Annotated in this window: 13 protein-coding genes and 1 pseudogene; 5 read left to right on the forward strand and 9 right to left on the reverse strand. The window is 70.3% G+C overall.

The annotated features are described in order from the left end of the window. Nucleotides 1-49: 49 nt before the first annotated feature. Complete coding sequence (locus AC4D12_RS04500; RefSeq protein ID WP_490948693.1) at nt 50-2176, reverse strand: TPM domain-containing protein; 2127 nt, start codon at nt 2174-2176, stop codon at nt 50-52. 425 nt (nt 2177-2601) lie between these two features. Here AC4D12_RS04500 and AC4D12_RS04505 point away from each other — a divergent pair, with 425 nt between their 5' ends. From AC4D12_RS04505 to AC4D12_RS04520, 4 genes are all read left to right on the forward strand, one after another. Beyond that, complete coding sequence (locus AC4D12_RS04505) at nt 2602-4209, forward strand: trypsin-like peptidase domain-containing protein (protein WP_490948694.1); 1608 nt, start codon at nt 2602-2604, stop codon at nt 4207-4209. A 162-nt stretch (nt 4210-4371) separates the two neighbouring features. Next, a complete protein-coding gene (locus AC4D12_RS04510) occupies nt 4372-5202 on the forward strand; it encodes an electron transfer flavoprotein subunit beta/FixA family protein (protein WP_490948695.1) in 831 nt (276 codons plus the stop codon). Nucleotides 5203-5254: 52 nt separating this feature from the next. Continuing rightward, a complete protein-coding gene (locus tag AC4D12_RS04515) occupies nt 5255-6202 on the forward strand; it encodes an electron transfer flavoprotein subunit alpha/FixB family protein (protein WP_490948696.1) in 948 nt (315 codons plus the stop codon). Then, the gene (locus AC4D12_RS04520) at nt 6199-6957 is read left to right on the forward strand and encodes a PIG-L deacetylase family protein (RefSeq protein ID WP_490948697.1); all 759 of its coding nucleotides are present in this window, start codon (nt 6199-6201) and stop codon (nt 6955-6957) included. Before AC4D12_RS04515 ends, AC4D12_RS04520 begins: the two co-directional genes overlap by 4 nt. A gap of 150 nt (nt 6958-7107) precedes the next feature. On the opposite strand, the gene AC4D12_RS04525 is transcribed toward AC4D12_RS04520, so the two are convergent. The 6 genes and pseudogenes from AC4D12_RS04525 to AC4D12_RS04550 all read right to left on the reverse strand — a co-directional run bounded on the left by AC4D12_RS04525 (nt 7108) and on the right by AC4D12_RS04550 (nt 11052). Beyond that, nucleotides 7108-7836, reverse strand: a complete 729-nt coding sequence (locus AC4D12_RS04525) for an anti-sigma factor (protein WP_490948698.1) — start codon at nt 7834-7836, stop codon at nt 7108-7110. Beyond that, nucleotides 7820-7966: pseudogene (locus tag AC4D12_RS04530) on the reverse strand (RskA family anti-sigma factor); the annotation flags it as partial. The pseudogene AC4D12_RS04530 and the gene AC4D12_RS04525, both read right to left, overlap by 17 nt. Nucleotide 7967: 1 nt before the next feature. Next, complete coding sequence (gene sigK / locus AC4D12_RS04535) at nt 7968-8585, reverse strand: ECF RNA polymerase sigma factor SigK (protein WP_490948699.1); 618 nt, start codon at nt 8583-8585, stop codon at nt 7968-7970. A 182-nt stretch (nt 8586-8767) separates the two neighbouring features. After that, nucleotides 8768-9595: a class I SAM-dependent methyltransferase gene (locus AC4D12_RS04540; RefSeq protein ID WP_490948700.1), complete on the reverse strand. Its 828-nt coding sequence runs from the start codon at nt 9593-9595 to the stop codon at nt 8768-8770. 20 nt (nt 9596-9615) lie between these two features. After that, nucleotides 9616-10083, reverse strand: coding sequence for a tRNA (cytidine(34)-2'-O)-methyltransferase (locus AC4D12_RS04545; RefSeq protein WP_490948701.1), 468 nt, complete (start codon nt 10081-10083; stop codon nt 9616-9618). 9 nt (nt 10084-10092) lie between these two features. After that, complete coding sequence (locus AC4D12_RS04550; protein WP_490948702.1) at nt 10093-11052, reverse strand: J domain-containing protein; 960 nt, start codon at nt 11050-11052, stop codon at nt 10093-10095. 337 nt (nt 11053-11389) lie between these two features. On the opposite strand from AC4D12_RS04550, the gene AC4D12_RS04555 reads away from it, so the two are divergent. Further along, nucleotides 11390-12106 (forward strand): hypothetical protein, encoded by a 717-nt coding sequence (locus AC4D12_RS04555; protein ID WP_490948703.1) that lies wholly within the window; start codon nt 11390-11392, stop codon nt 12104-12106. A gap of 61 nt (nt 12107-12167) precedes the next feature. Here the strand turns inward: AC4D12_RS04555 and AC4D12_RS04560 are convergent, their stop codons facing one another. Both AC4D12_RS04560 and folP read right to left on the reverse strand, forming a co-directional pair. Further along, the gene (locus AC4D12_RS04560; protein ID WP_490948704.1) at nt 12168-12959 is read right to left on the reverse strand and encodes a pyrimidine reductase family protein; all 792 of its coding nucleotides are present in this window, start codon (nt 12957-12959) and stop codon (nt 12168-12170) included. Then, complete coding sequence (gene folP, locus AC4D12_RS04565; RefSeq protein ID WP_490948705.1) at nt 12956-13900, reverse strand: dihydropteroate synthase; 945 nt, start codon at nt 13898-13900, stop codon at nt 12956-12958. The genes AC4D12_RS04560 and folP overlap by 4 nt, the downstream gene beginning before the upstream one ends. Nucleotides 13901-13988: the final 88 nt, after the last annotated feature.

A 13988-nucleotide genomic window follows, 5' to 3' on the forward strand; every position in this document is an offset into this window, starting at 1 on the left:
CTTCGTGCTGGTCTGTGGTCCTGCTGGCCGTGCCGGTGCGGGGGAACGATCAGAAGTCGCCGCCGCCGAAGTCGCCGCCGCCGAAGTCCCCTCCGCCGAACCCGCCGAAACCGCCTCCGCCGAAGCTTCCGCCGTCACCACCGAAGCCCCCGTCGCCGCCTCCTCCGCCGCCGAAGCCGCCGCCGAAGCCACCACCGAAGCCGCCGCCGTTCAGGACGGAGCCGAGCAGGATGCCGCCGAGCAGCGCCCCGCCCATGCCGTCACCACGGCCGCCGTACATTCCTCCGGCGCCGAGGCCGCGGCCGCCGAAGCCGTCGACGTCCTGTTCCGCGAGCTGCGCCGCCTGGTCGGCGAGGGCGGAGGCCTGCTGCGCGTGGGAGAGGGCCGTCACCGGATCGGTCCGTTGCAGCTGGACGGCGTGGTCGAGGTTCCGTTCGGCTTCGGCGAGACGTGTTCTCGCCTCGCTGCCCACGCCGCCACGCCTGGCGCGGATGTAGTCGGACGTTCCCGAGATGCTCGACTGCGCCGCGATGATCGCGTGCTGGAGGGCGCCCTGGGCCCGTCGCGCGTTCTCCTCCTGGTCGCGCACGCCTCCGAGTGCCGCGTCCAGCTGCCTGTGCGCGGTCTCGAGGCGCTGCAGGAGCGCCAAGGGGTTGCTCCGGGCACTCTGCCGTTCCTGACGGACGGTCGTCACGGTGGACTGCATCGCGGCGATGGGACCCGCGAGGTCGTGGTACTGCCCGGTCCGGTCCATGGCCTGGGCCTGCGCGAGATCCTGTTCGGCCTCCGGCAGCGCCCGTTCCAGCTCGGCCTCCGCTGCCCGGAGCTCCTCGGAGCGCTTGTCGATGGCGTCGAGCAGCACCGTGCTCTGGTGCACCGCTTCCTCGGCCGCACGGACGGCGATGACGGCGCGGCCCGTGTCGCCCTCGGCCATGCGCGCCTGCGCCTCGGTGGACGCGCTGCCCACGAAGCTGAGCCGCTCGCGCGCCTGGTCGATGTTGTCGGCCACCTGGGTGGTGGCGGTCTCCAGGTAACGGGTCTGCAGTGTCCGCAACGACCGCTCGGCATCGGCGAAGCGCGTACCGGCGGCGTCGGCGGCGGCCTGCGCGCGGCTCAAGGCCTCCGGTGCGTTCTTCTCGAGTTCCCTCAGGGCGTCGAAATCGGCCTTGTGGGCCTGGAGCGACGCGTTGACGTCCTCGCACCGCCGGATGATCTCACCGAGCCACTGGCGCTGCTGCTGCTCGGTGTCGGGGGTGTGGTCGTCCAGTTGCTGCTGGAGCTTGAAGGACTCGCTCATGTGCTGACGGGCAGCGGCGATGTCGGAGGAGAACGTCGCGATCGCGTCACTGCCGTACTGGGCCTCGGCGAACCCGAGCTCCTGCTCACTGGACTTGATGGCGTCGTCGGCCGCTACGAGCAGGCTCCCCGCCCGCTTGCGGAGATCCTCCACGCTCACGGACGCGAGCGGATCGACGGGCTCACCGCCGCCCGGCGGGGAAGTGGGGCCGTACCCGTACTGCTCCCGTTTACTCTGGCCGCTGCTGCGATTCTTCAGCAGGAGGTAACCGCCGGCCCCGGCGACCGCCACCAGGCCGCCCACCAGCACCAGGCCACCGAGGCCGCTTCCAGCCGTGGAATCTGTAGTGCCCCTGGACGTTCCGCCGTTCGACGTGCCCGCGCCGCCGGACCCCGAGAGCGCCGCACGGATCCCGTCGACGGCGGCGAGGCCTGCGGTGCCGAACTCACCGGCCTCCAGCTCGGGACCGATGTAGCGGTTGTAGATCGCGTCGTCCTGGTCGGCGAGCGCTGAACCCTCCGCTGCTCCGAAGCGGGCCGTCCCCGGCTGCAGCCTGACCGCCAGCAGGGCGGACTGGGGGTCGGACGCGTTGAGGTCCAAGGTGCTCCGGGCCCACGCATCAGGATCCGACGGGTTTTCGAGGGTGTTCACGTAGGCGATGCGCAGCGTGAAGTCGTCCTCGGAGCGCAACTGCTCGATCTCCGCCTCGAGCACACTCTCCTCGCGGTCCGAGAGAACGCCGGCCGTGTCCACGACGTAGTCACCGGACGGGAAGGTCACCGGCTCGTCCGCGGCGGCGGCCGTGCTCGTCATCAGCGGCAGGGCCACGAGGGCGCCCAGGACGGTGGCGACGCTCGCGCGCCCGCTCAACATTCGCATTCTCGACCCTTCAGCACGCCCTCCGGACTGCGCCGGTCCCGGATCGGGTCAGGCGGACGCCGGAGGCTCCGTGTTCCCGATTCTATGGTTGGCCTCCTGGAGCGTCCACCGTCACCGCTGTGCCACCAGCGAACGCTTGACGACACCGCGGCCGGCGGCGTGCGGCGTCGTCGGCTCCGCCGCACGCCGTGCCGCCGGGCGTTCGCGCTCCGGCTGGCACTCGGCGTCGTCGGTCGCAGCCGTTGTGCCCGCCGCACCGAACTCAACGGGCCGTCGGCGCTGCGGGTGATACTGGAGAACCGGCGAACGGTCACCTCTTCGTCCGGGGACAACCCAGCGACCTCCCAGAATGCGTTCAGCGAACACGTGCTCGAAGCCCAGCGAAGCTTGCCATGCTGTGGTCAACAGCAACGAAAGGACCTCCGATGAACGAGCAGCCAGGTACTCAGGGCAACAGCGATCGCCCGCTTCCTCCGCAACCGCAGAATCCGCCGTCGTGGGGGAGCGGCTGGGGTTCCCAGCCGGCGGCCGGCCAGGGCGGCACGCCCGACGGCGGCGGGGCGCAGGGTCCGGGAGGTCCCGGCTCGGACGACTACCCCGCGACGACGGCCCAGCCGACGACGGGCGCCCCGACCGCGCAGCAGTCCGCCGTCGAGCGGACGCCCGATCACGGCGACGATCGTCAGAGGTTCGGTCAGCAGCCGGGTCAGCAGTCCGCTCACGATCACGACGCGGCAACGCCGCACCCGGCCTACGCAGGCCACCAGCCCTTCTACGGCGGACAGAGCGGCTACGGCGCGTCGTCACAGGGCCCAGGGGCCGCGCCCGCGAAGGAACGCAGGAGGGTCGGTCTGGGGACGTTCGCCGCAGGCGTCCTCGTCGCGGGACTGATCGGCGGCGGCGTCGCCGGAGCGGCGACGAGCGCCTTCGACGACTCGGCGCCCTCCGGTTCCTCGCAGGCCGCACCCGAGTCGATCGTCGTCAACAACACGGACGACGTGAACACGATCACGGGCGCCGCGGTCACCGCCTCGCCGAGCGTGGTGACCATCGCGGTGAGCGGCGGGGGATCGGGTGGATCCGGTTCCGGCATCATCCTCGACACCGACGGACACATCCTCACGAACACGCACGTGGTGACCCTCGGCGGGCAGGTGTCAGACCCGACGGTCGAGGTCAAGCTCAACGACGGCCGGGTCTTCCCCGCGACGGTCGTGGGAACCGATCCGCTCAGTGACCTCGCGGTGATCAAGATCGACGCGCCGGATCTCACGGCCGCGACACTCGGGAACTCGGACGAGCTCAACGTGGGGGACACGGCCATCGCCATCGGCGCGCCGCTCGGCCTCAGCGGGACCGTCACCGACGGCATCGTCTCGACACTCAACCGCACCATCAGCGTCGCCTCCTCCGCGGTTCCCGAGGAGCAGACGGACGACAGCGGGTCCGACGACGGCGAAGGCTTCAACTTCCTGCCGCCGGGAGGTTCGGGACAGCAGCAACCGCAGCCGCAGGGGTCCATCTACCTGAACGTCATCCAGACGGATGCCGCGATCAACCAGGGTAATTCCGGAGGCGCCCTCGTGGATGCGGACGGGCGGATCATCGGTGTGAACGTGGCGATCGCCTCCGGAGGTTCGGGCGAATCCACGGGCAATATCGGCGTCGGCTTCTCCATCCCGATCAACTACGCGAGCCGCATCGCGAACGAGATCATCTCCGACGGCGAGGCGACCCACGGTTTCCTCGGGGTCAGCGTCACGGCCGCCTCAGATGAAGGGACGCAGAGCGAATCGACCTTCTCGTCGGGCGCGCTGGTCGGCTCCGTGGAGCCGGGCTCGCCGGCCGAACAGGCCGAACTGCAGGTGGGGGACGTCATCACGAAGGTCGGCACGTACACGGTCACCGACCCGCAGTCGCTCACGGCCGCCGTGAGGATCCAGACCGTGGGGCAGCAGGTGCCGATCGAGATCCTCCGGGACGGACAGGCCCGGACCATCGACGTCACCCTGACGCAGGCGCCGACGCCGTAACGGTCCGACGCCGGGCGCGAGGTCCGCGACCGGCGATGTGACGAACAGGGGCGGTCCCATCCGGGACCGCCCCTCGCGCGCTCGGCGGGACTGCTCCGGGAGTGTCGCCGCCCTGTGGTTAGCTAGTGCCCGGGAAGATCCCCGCGACGAGGAAGGTCATCAATGGACGAGGCCACGCTGGAAGGACTGCGCATCGCGGTCCTGGTGAAGCATGTTCCCGACGCTCAGTTCGACCGCCACATCGGTGGCGACGACCTGACGACGGTGCGGACCGAGAGCATCCTCTCCGAGCTCGACGAGTACGCCCTCGAAGCCGCGCTGCAACTCGTGGAGGCCAAGGGTGGCTCGGCAGCAGGACACCGCGTCACGGCTCTCACCATGGGCCCGGCGGCTGCGGTCGCGGCCGTGAAGAAGTCGCTGCAGATCGGCGCCGACGACGGCGTCCACCTCACGGACGACGCCCTCCACGGCTCGGACGCCTCCGCCACGTCGCGCGCCCTCGCGTCGCTCCTCGCCCACGAGGGGCCCTTCGACCTGATCCTCACCGGTATGGCCTCGACCGACGGCGAGACCTCGATCGTCCCGGCCCAGCTGGCCGAGCGCCTCGACCTCCCCCAGGTGACGTTCGCCGCGTCGCTCGACGTCGCAGGGGACCGCACCGCGGGGTGGACGGTCACTGCGCGACGCGACAACGACACGTTCGCCGAAACCATCGAGGCATCGTTGCCCGCGCTCGTGTCGGTGACGGACCAGATCAACGATCCCCGGTACCCGAACTTCAAGGGCATCATGGCGGCCAAGAAGAAGCAGATCCGCGTGCTCTCGCTGGCCGACGTCGGCCTCGCGCCGACGGACGTGGGGTTCGCCGGTTCCTGGACGAGGGTCGAGGAGGCGGCGCCGCGGCCTGCACGATCACAGGGAGTGGTCATCACGGACGAGGGCGATGCGGGTGTCCGGCTCGTCGACTTCCTCGCCGGCCAGAAGCTCCTCTAGCGCTCGCGCCAGTCCCCCGCCCCAGCCGAGAAGTATTCTCAGGAGAACCATCATGACCAGCGTCCTCGTCGTCCTCGACCACGCCGGAGCGAGCCTCGCCAAGAGCGAGCGGGAGCTCCTGTCCCTCGGCGCGAGCCTCGGCACGGTGACCGTTGCACTCGCCGGCGAGGCCGACCAGGCCTACCTCGACGGCATCGGGTCCTACGGGGTCGAGGAATGCCTCCGCCCGGAGGTCGCCGACGTGTCGGACGTGCTCGTCGCCGGGAAGGCCGCCTTCGTGGTGGCAGCCGTCCGACACGTCGGAGCGACCGTCGTGCTGCTGGGCAACTCGTACGAATCGAAGGAGATCGCGGCGCGTGCGGGTATCCGTCTGAACGCCGGGGTCATCACGGACGTCGTCGGGCTCGAGGAAGGGCTCACCGCGGTGAAGGCGGACTTCGCGGGGTCCTACACCGTACGGTGCACGGCCACCACGGACATCTCGATCCTGACCGTCAAGCCCAACAGCATCGAGGCAACGGAGGCCGGAGTGCCCTCCTCCCCACGACTGACCAGCATTCCCGTGGATCTCCCCGCCTCCGTCGCACGCATCACCGGGCGCGTGGACAAGCCGGTGAGCGGCAGGCCTGCGCTCACCGAGGCCCGGGTGATCGTGGCCGGGGGTCGAGGCGTCGACGGCGATTTCGCCCCCCTCGAGGACCTCGCGGACGCGCTGGGAGGAGCGGTCGGAGCGTCACGTGCCGCGACGGATGCAGGGTGGATCGAACACTCGGCGCAGATCGGCCAGACCGGCAAGACGGTCTCGCCGCAGCTGTACATCTCCGTCGGCATCTCCGGTGCCATCCAGCAGAAGGCCGGGATGCAGACGTCGAAGGTGATCGTCGCCATCAACAAGGACGCCGACTCGCCGGTGTTCGAGATCGCCGACTTCGGGATCGTGGGTGATCTCTTCACCGTGCTGCCGCAGGCCACCGAGGAGATCCGGAAGCGCGGACTGTGACCGCGGACATCGGTGCCGAGGGGGACCTGCCCGAACGGGTCCTCGTGTTCGCAGCTCATCCCGACGACATCGACTTCGGCGCCGCGGGGACCGTGGCGGGCTGGACGGCAGCGGGGGTCGAGGTGAGCTACTGCATCCTCACCGACGGCGACGCCGGGGGTTTCTCCGATGAGGACCGACCGGGCGTGACTGCACTCCGCCGCGACGAGCAGAGGGCGGCCGCGGCCATCGTCGGTGTGTCCGACGTCAGCTTCCTGGGCCAACCCGACGGTCACCTCGAGGTCGATCACGACCTCATCCGGGAGATCGTGCGTCACATGCGGCGGATGCGCCCCGACGTCGTCCTGTCGATGCATCCCGAGCGGAGCTGGGACCGCATCCAGAAGAGCCACCCCGACCATCTGGCGTGCGGGGAGGCCGTCACGCGGGCCGTGTACCCCGCGGTCGAGAATCCGTTCGCCTATCCGGAGCTCGAGGCCGCGGGCCTGCAGAGCTACCGTGTGCCGTGGCTGTGGTTCTACGGCGGCCCCGCCCACCTCGAGAACCGGTTCGTGGATGTGACCGGACGCGAGGACCTGAAGATCCGCGCCATCACCGCGCACCAGAGCCAGCACCCCGACGTCGAGCGCATGCAGACGCGTGTCCGCAGCTTCCTCATGGACAACGCCGTGCGTGGAGGGCTGCCCGCCGGCCGGAGCGCGGAGTCATTCCATACTGTCGGGATCAACACCGACAGCACCATCGCGGGCTTCTGAACCGCTCGCTCCTCCTCCGACATGCACCGACATCCGCCCGCGGCGTCGCCGTCACCCGGCAGTGACCCCGCACGACGACGGTCCCGTCGCTCATGCGACGGGACCGTCCGGGTCGGGCTGTGTCTCCGGAGCCGGAGGTGGTTCGGCTGCTCAGGCCCCGAGCGGGATCTCGGCGACGATGGGAAGAGTCGGCGTGGCGGACCCGCCCTCGGGCTCGACGGTGAGCGCGACGGCGACGAAGCCACTGATGTCGCCGAGTTCGGTGACCCTCGTCCCAGCGACGTCGTCGCCCGTCATGAGCCCCACGGACACCGGAGCAGTACCATCGGCGGGAATGCGCCACATCTGGTAGACGTAGCCCTCCGCCGGCGACGGCACGCCGGTCAGGGTGACCACGGCGGCGTCCTCCTCGCCGGAGACGGCGATCTCCGCGCGTCCGCCCGGGTCGAGGGAAAGCTGCTCCGTACGGACGTCCTCGCTCGAGCAGCACCTGCTGCTCGAGCGAGGACGGCTGCAGGTTCTGAGCGATGGTGACTCCACCCACGGCGATGACGACGGCGGCGGCCGCCCCGACGATCCAGCGTGAAGCCCTGGAGGACCGCGATGCCTTGACGCTGCGTCGCTCGGCGAGGTCGTCCTGCACGACACCCGCCCCACGGCCGTCGCCGGCCGGCGAGGTCGGGACCAGGCGCAGGGGGCCCTGCTGCCCGTGCTCCTGCCGCGCGGCGCCGGGGAGCTGGGCGACGATGCGCTCGAAGAGATCGCCCGGGGGCTCGACCTGATCGGTCGCGTAGGCGGAGGTGACCGTCTCGCGACACGTCCGCACACGCTCGGCGAACGTGGCTTCGATCGCCGAGTCGGCGTTCTCGATGAACGCATCGATGACGCGCCGTTCGTCTGCACTGATCGCGTTGAGCGCGTACAGCTCAGCCCACTCGAGCACGTGGCCGCGGGCCAGGTCCGTGTCGAGGTCGTCTGCGAATTGTCTGTTCATTTCCTTGTCCTGCATCTCAGGTCACCCCCAAACATGTCTTGAGGCGAAGTAATCCGTCGCGGATCCTTGATTTGATGGTCGGTACCGCGACGCCGAGCTTCTCGGCAACCTCGCGATACGTCAGTCCGCCGTAGTAAGCCAGGCGGACGGATTCCTGTTGCGTCGCCGTGAGCGTCTCCAGACACCGCACCACGCCCTCGGCCTCCAGGCGCTGCGTCACGGTGTCCACGACGTCGTCATGGTCGATGGTCTGCGTCGCCGCTCCGTAGCGGGCTTCGCGGTCCGTGGCACTCTGTTCCGAGCGGACCTTGTCGACGGCACGACGGTGGGCGAGAGTCATGAGCCATGCCATCGGGCTGCCCAACGCCGGATTGAACCGGTCCGCCGTGTTCCACACCTGGAGGTACACCTCCTGGGTGGCGTCCTCACTCAGATCCGGGTCGATGAGGACCCGCCGGGCGAGACCGTAGACCCGCTTGGACGTCTGCTCGTAGAAGAGCGCGAACGCAGTGCGGTCCTGCTGGGCGACGCGCAGCAGCAGGTCGGTCAGTGTGGGCCCGACATCGGGATCAACGTCCAACTCGTCGGCTGCGGGAGCGATGGCGCTGACCCGTCGTGCTCGTGGCGTTTCCATAGGGCTCCAGCATAGGCCGCCACCCGTCGCAAACCGAACAGGATACGCGGTTTCGTGGCGTGGTGTGCGGACGCCGACCGACTGCATCGTGACCATTCCACCACCCCTTCATGTTCCTTCTGCCCAGTGTCTGCCACCTTGAATTCGGAGCAGTTCGTCGGACGGATGGTTCGCCGGGAGACCTAACTGAGGGGCTGGAACACCCCGACGCCGATCAGGGTGTCGGCGTTGAGCACGAAGTGATCGCCCAGCAGGTCGAGGAAGGTCTCCTGCACACGTCGACGATCCTCGGGGCCGTCGGGGAGCAGGCCCCGGTAGCCGCTGCCGAGGGCGAGCGACCAGGCGTGGTGCGGATCGAGCGGAACCGTGAGGGCAAGCTTCTCGACCGACACCTCGGTGAGTCCGCGGCCCTCGAGCCACACCTGCAGTCTCTCTGCGGAGGCGACCCTCCTGCAGTGTTCGACGAAGGCCGGTATCGACGCTTCGCTGTCCGAGGGCGCTCCACCCACCGGTGCCGCCGCTGCGATGCTCTCGAGGAGCAGGCTGCCGAACGGCTCGAGGGCGCCGTCGTCCCAGGCACTCACCGCGGCCCGCCCTCCCGGACGGAGGAGCCGGACGAGACGGTCCATGTCGGCGTCCATGTCGTCGAGCAGGAAGATCCCGTAGGAGCTGATCAGCGCGTCGTAGTCCTCGTCGGCGACCCAACGCGCAGGGTCGAGGCGGTGGCACACGACGTTGTCGAGGCCGAGCGCCTCTGCCTTCCCCTCAGCGAGGGCGAGCATCGCCGAGGATCGGTCCACGGCGTCGACGCGACCGTCCGGGCCGGCGAGCTGGGCGGCCGGGATGGTGCCCGCGCCGGTCCCGGCGAACACGTCGAGGATGCGCTCACCGAGAAGGATGTCGGCCGCGGCGACCACCGCGTTGCTCACAGGGTTCCAGACGGCCGGCGCCAGCAGGTCGTAGTCCTCCGCGGCGTTGTCGGTCGTGGACTCGGGATGACGGGCGGGCACAGGGCCTCCTGGAACGGCACTCACCGCTGCGCGCCCGTGAAACCCTGTTGCCGCCAGGCTTCGTAGAGGACGATCGACGCGGTGTTCGCCAGATTGAGTGAGCGCCGTGACGGCAGCATGGGTACGCGGACACGCGCCGTCACGCGGGGATCGTGCTTCACCTCGGCGGGGAGGCCGTCCGATTCACGCCCGAACATGAGGACGTCGGAGGGCTGGTACGTGATGTCGGTGTAGGAGACGTCGCCGTCGGACGTGAAGGCGTAGACCCGCGCGGGTCCGAGGGCGCCGAGGGCGTCGTCGAGCGTCGGATGCACGTGAAGCGTGGCCAGATCGTGGTAGTCGAGGCCGGCCCGCTTGAGCTTGGAGTCCTCGAGGCTGAATCCGAGCGGTTCGACGAGGTGGAGTTCCGCACCCGCGACAGCGGCGAGGCGGATCGCCGCTCCGGTGTTACCGGGGATCTCGGGGGTGTGGAAGAGGATGCGGAACACCTCGCCATCCTAGCTTCCGGCGGCCGCGAGCAAGCGCGCGAGCACTGGGAGCTGCACCACGTTGGGCGTGGGGCCCGACGCCAGGAACTGACGCAGCGTGCGGACGGCGGTGCCCGCGTTGACGACCTGCGGCACGGTCATGGAGGACCTGTCGAAGGCGGGCGGCACATCGATCACCGGGGCGAAGGGATTGTCGGGCGCCCCGTGGATGACGAGCCAACCGGCGACGTTGCAGTCGGGGAAGAGCTCCTGCACCGTCCTGACGGTGCGGAACAGGTCAACCTCGACGAGCCGCCCCTGGTGCCTCAGGGATCGTCCGTCCCACGAGAAGTTCCCGGGCGGTGCGGTGAACGAATCGATGACGGCCAAACGGTACCCGGCGAGCAGGACATGACCCGCGGTGGTCGACGACGCGTCGTCCAGCTCGATCCCGTTCACCAGCCGGGCGGCGGGATAGGTCGGGATCAGCGCGCGCTCGAGCAGCGCCGCGGTGCGGAGCTCGCCGTCGATCCGCGAGCGCACCGCACCGGACATGCGGGCGAAGACGCCCGGACGGCGGGGCGATCCGTGGACCTGCCGACCGGCGAGCACCAGCGGGACGGCGGGCGGGGCGGAGGGTGAGAACGGCGGCAGGTACAGGGGAGCGGACGACGCCGCGTCCTCGTCCGCGACACTCGTCCGCGTGGTGCCCGGCGGCGTGGCGCGCCGACCTGCGCCGGCAGCCGCGGCGGGTGCCGTGCTCGGGGTGGGGCGACGGCGTCCCGTGTCCGAGTCGTACCGCTCCCGCCGCTGCGGGTCACCGAGGGTCTCGTAGGCGACGGTGACGTCGTGGAAGCGTGCGGCACTTCCCCCGAGGTCCGGGTGGGCGGCGCGGGCGGCGCGGCGGTAGGCATCCTTGATGTCCTTCGGGTCGGCTTCCGGGGACACGCCGAGGACGTCGTAGTACGACCTCCGTGGTGTCTCTGCCATGAACCGACCCTTCTCGTGTGCTGCGCGTCCCGGGCCTCCGCCGGTGCGTCCCGCCCGGCGTCGTTCGCGAGCGACTCCCGTCATCCGAGACTAGAGGCAGCGGCTCGTCGGCTCCAAAGCCGGGAAACGACCCGTACGGGACCGCCGAGGCCATTCCGTACAACGGAGCAGGGGCAGCGGAAGTTCGCCGGACGGCTGCGGACGGGCGCATCCGACCCCGGCGACACCGGCGGCAGCAGGATGGGGACTGCTACCCATGGTGCTGCGGAGCCGCCGCACTACAGTGGGAGCGGCGTCCGCCGGGCGTCGTGGAAGCGGCAGGACAGGACGGTCGAGCATGGGGCGGAGGCGTGGGACGGCGGGATCGCTCGCCGGGCTGACGAGGACCGTGCTGCTGCTGACACCGGTCCTCGCGCTGACAGCCTGCACCATCGAGGTGCCGATCCCTCCGGCTTCCGCCCCGCCGACATCGGTGTCCACACCCGGGGCGCCGCAGGAGCCGACCGCGGATCCCTCGGCGGCGGTCCTCCCGCCCCTGACCCGCGCGCAGATCGTGGGGGAGGACATGACCTTCGACCGCGGGAGCTACATCACCGAGGGTCCGGTGGCCTTCGCGGACGGCATGACGCGGTCGGACGGCTGGACCCTGCGGGTCATGATGGTCAACGGCGAGTCCGTGTACGAGAACGCGGCGGGCTGCCGGACCTCGCTGCGGTACACCGGACTCCAGACGCCCCTGGTCGTCGAGGGTGACGATCGCGCGTCCACCGAGGCGCTCTTCGCCTTCCTCGACCCGAGCATCCTGCCGGAGTACCTGACGTCGTCGACCTGGCTCTGGGGCGAGAATCCGGCGGAGGCGCTGGCATCCATCGAGTTCCTCACCTTCCGCCAACCGGCCACGGACTCCTCGCCCGCGAGCTCCGTCTCCCTGAGGCTGTTCAACCAGCCGCAGACCGCGCTCGGCGTCACGATCTCCTGCCCGTCCGACGAAGTGCTCGACGGCGCCATCGGCGACGTGAGGAGCCGCATCTCGGTGGTACCGCCTCGCGCCTGAGCCCGGCCCGGTGCTCATCGCCGACGAAGGACCGGGACGACACGACGCTCAGGCATGCCCCTCAGGCAGGTGTGGGGCCCGTTCCCTTCGTCCTGTACAGGCAGTACAGCGCGGAGTCCTCGGTGAGGAGGGAGGTCAGCGTCAGCTGCACGGCATCCTCGGGACTCTCGCCCACGGAGATCCTCGGGCCGTCACCACCGGCGAGGAGGGGACTGACGGACAGGCACAGCTCGTCCACGGTTCCGGAGCGGGTGAACGCGCCCAGCACGGCCGGCCCGCCCTCGCACAGGACCTTCAGGTGACCCCGCCGACGGAGTTCCTCCAGGAGCGGCCCGGTCTCCACGGTGTCCTCCCCGCAGTCCACGAGATCGGCCACCGCGGCGAGCGCCTCGCGCCGGCCGGTGTCCGCGCCCCGCGAGGTGAAGACGATCGGGCGGACGGGCGCCTCCGTGAAGAATCCGCTGTCCGGGTCGAGGTCCAGGCTGCCGGAGATGACAGCGACGGCCGGGTGCGGTGCGAGGCCCTGCGTCGAGCGCCACGACCGGGCGTCGTCGTCCACGAGGTCGCCCTCGTACCCTTCCGCCCGGATGGTACCGGCACCCACGAGCACGACGTCCGCGAGCCTGCGGAGGACGTCGAAGATGCGCTTGTCGCCGTCGTTCCCGAGCCCGGCCGAGAAGCCTCCGCTCGTGGCCGCGCCGTCCGCAGCGGCCACGAAGTTGAAGCGCACGTAGGGCGCCTGCGCAGCGGAACCGGAGCCGCCTGCGGGGTAGGCGTAGATGCGGTGCAGGTCGGCGTCGTCCACCGCTGGTGCAGCGCCCCCGGCGGCGGCGGGGACCAGGGAGGTGATCACGGCGCCACCGGCTCGTTGACGTCGCCCATGTTGTGGCGCAGGTAGGCGGGCTGCCGCCAGCCGAGGACGGCCTCGGTGAGCGAGATGGCGGCACGCGACGCGGCGACGTTGTGCATGCGGACCACGCGGGCACCGCCCAGGATGCAGATCACGGCCGCTGCCAGGGAACCCTCGACGCGTTCGCGCTTGGGGCGGTCGAGGGTCTCGCCGATGAAGTCCTTGTTGGACACCGCGGCGAGCGTCGGGAAGCCCATGCCTGCGATCTCGGCGAAGCGTCGCGTGATCTCGAGGGAGTGCAGGGTGTTCTTGTTGAGGTCGTGACCGGGATCGAGCAGGATGCGGTCCTCCCGGATACCGAGCCGGACGGCGTCGTCGACCTTGCGGAGCAGGAAGTCGGAGATCTCGCGCACCACGTCGCCGTAGGTGGGCCGCGGATAGACCGTGCGGGGCTCCGCGAGGCTGTGGGTGATGATCAGGTGCGCCCCGGCCTCGGCGACCACGGCCGCCATGTCAGGATCCCGCAGGCCCGTGGTGTCGTTGACCACGTTGGCCCCCGCGGCGAGGGCCTGGTGCGCCACCTCCGGAAGGAACGTGTCCGCCGAGATGATGACGTCCGAGACGGCCCGCACCGCGCTGATCACCGGGACGATCCGGTCGATCTCCTCCGCGGCCGGGATGGGAACGCCCGGGGAGAAGGGAGCGCCGCCGATGTCCACCCAGTCCGCGCCGTCCTCCACGGCCCTCAGCGAGGCGTCGACCGCCGACTGGAACGCGAAGGTGGCTCCATTGTCGTAGAAGGAGTCCGGCGTCCGGTTGATGACCGCCATCAGCGCCACCTGCCGGTCGAAGTCGACCGTTCGTGAGCCGAAGGAGTGCACGGGGTGACGGAAGCTCGGGCGGAAGGTGCCCGGGGAGGGAGGAGCCGCTGCATGACTGTCCATGGTGCATTCATACCATCGGCGCCCAGCGGCGCCCTGGGAGGGAGAGCGGGTGCCGGCCACCACGCGAATGGGGCTGGTCGGCGCGCGC

The organism is Arthrobacter sp. TJ-266 (genome assembly GCF_058269115.1).

What these genes read in the sequence shown, in the direction of transcription:
- folP (WP_490948705.1), bottom strand. Translation starts at nt 13,900, where the DNA reads ATGGACAGTCATGCAGCGGCTCCTCCCTCCCCGGGCACCTTCCGCCCG.
- AC4D12_RS04505 (WP_490948694.1), top strand. Translation starts at nt 2,602, where the DNA reads ATGAACGAGCAGCCAGGTACTCAGGGCAACAGCGATCGCCCGCTTCCT.
- AC4D12_RS04555 (WP_490948703.1), top strand. Translation starts at nt 11,390, where the DNA reads ATGGGGCGGAGGCGTGGGACGGCGGGATCGCTCGCCGGGCTGACGAGG.
- AC4D12_RS04525 (WP_490948698.1), bottom strand. Translation starts at nt 7,836, where the DNA reads ATGCGTTCATCGAGAACGCCGACTCGGCGATCGAAGCCACGTTCGCCG.
- AC4D12_RS04550 (WP_490948702.1), bottom strand. Translation starts at nt 11,052, where the DNA reads ATGGCAGAGACACCACGGAGGTCGTACTACGACGTCCTCGGCGTGTCC.
- AC4D12_RS04500 (WP_490948693.1), bottom strand. Translation starts at nt 2,176, where the DNA reads ATGCGAATGTTGAGCGGGCGCGCGAGCGTCGCCACCGTCCTGGGCGCC.
- AC4D12_RS04515 (WP_490948696.1), top strand. Translation starts at nt 5,255, where the DNA reads ATGACCAGCGTCCTCGTCGTCCTCGACCACGCCGGAGCGAGCCTCGCC.
- sigK (WP_490948699.1), bottom strand. Translation starts at nt 8,585, where the DNA reads ATGGAAACGCCACGAGCACGACGGGTCAGCGCCATCGCTCCCGCAGCC.
- AC4D12_RS04510 (WP_490948695.1), top strand. Translation starts at nt 4,372, where the DNA reads ATGGACGAGGCCACGCTGGAAGGACTGCGCATCGCGGTCCTGGTGAAG.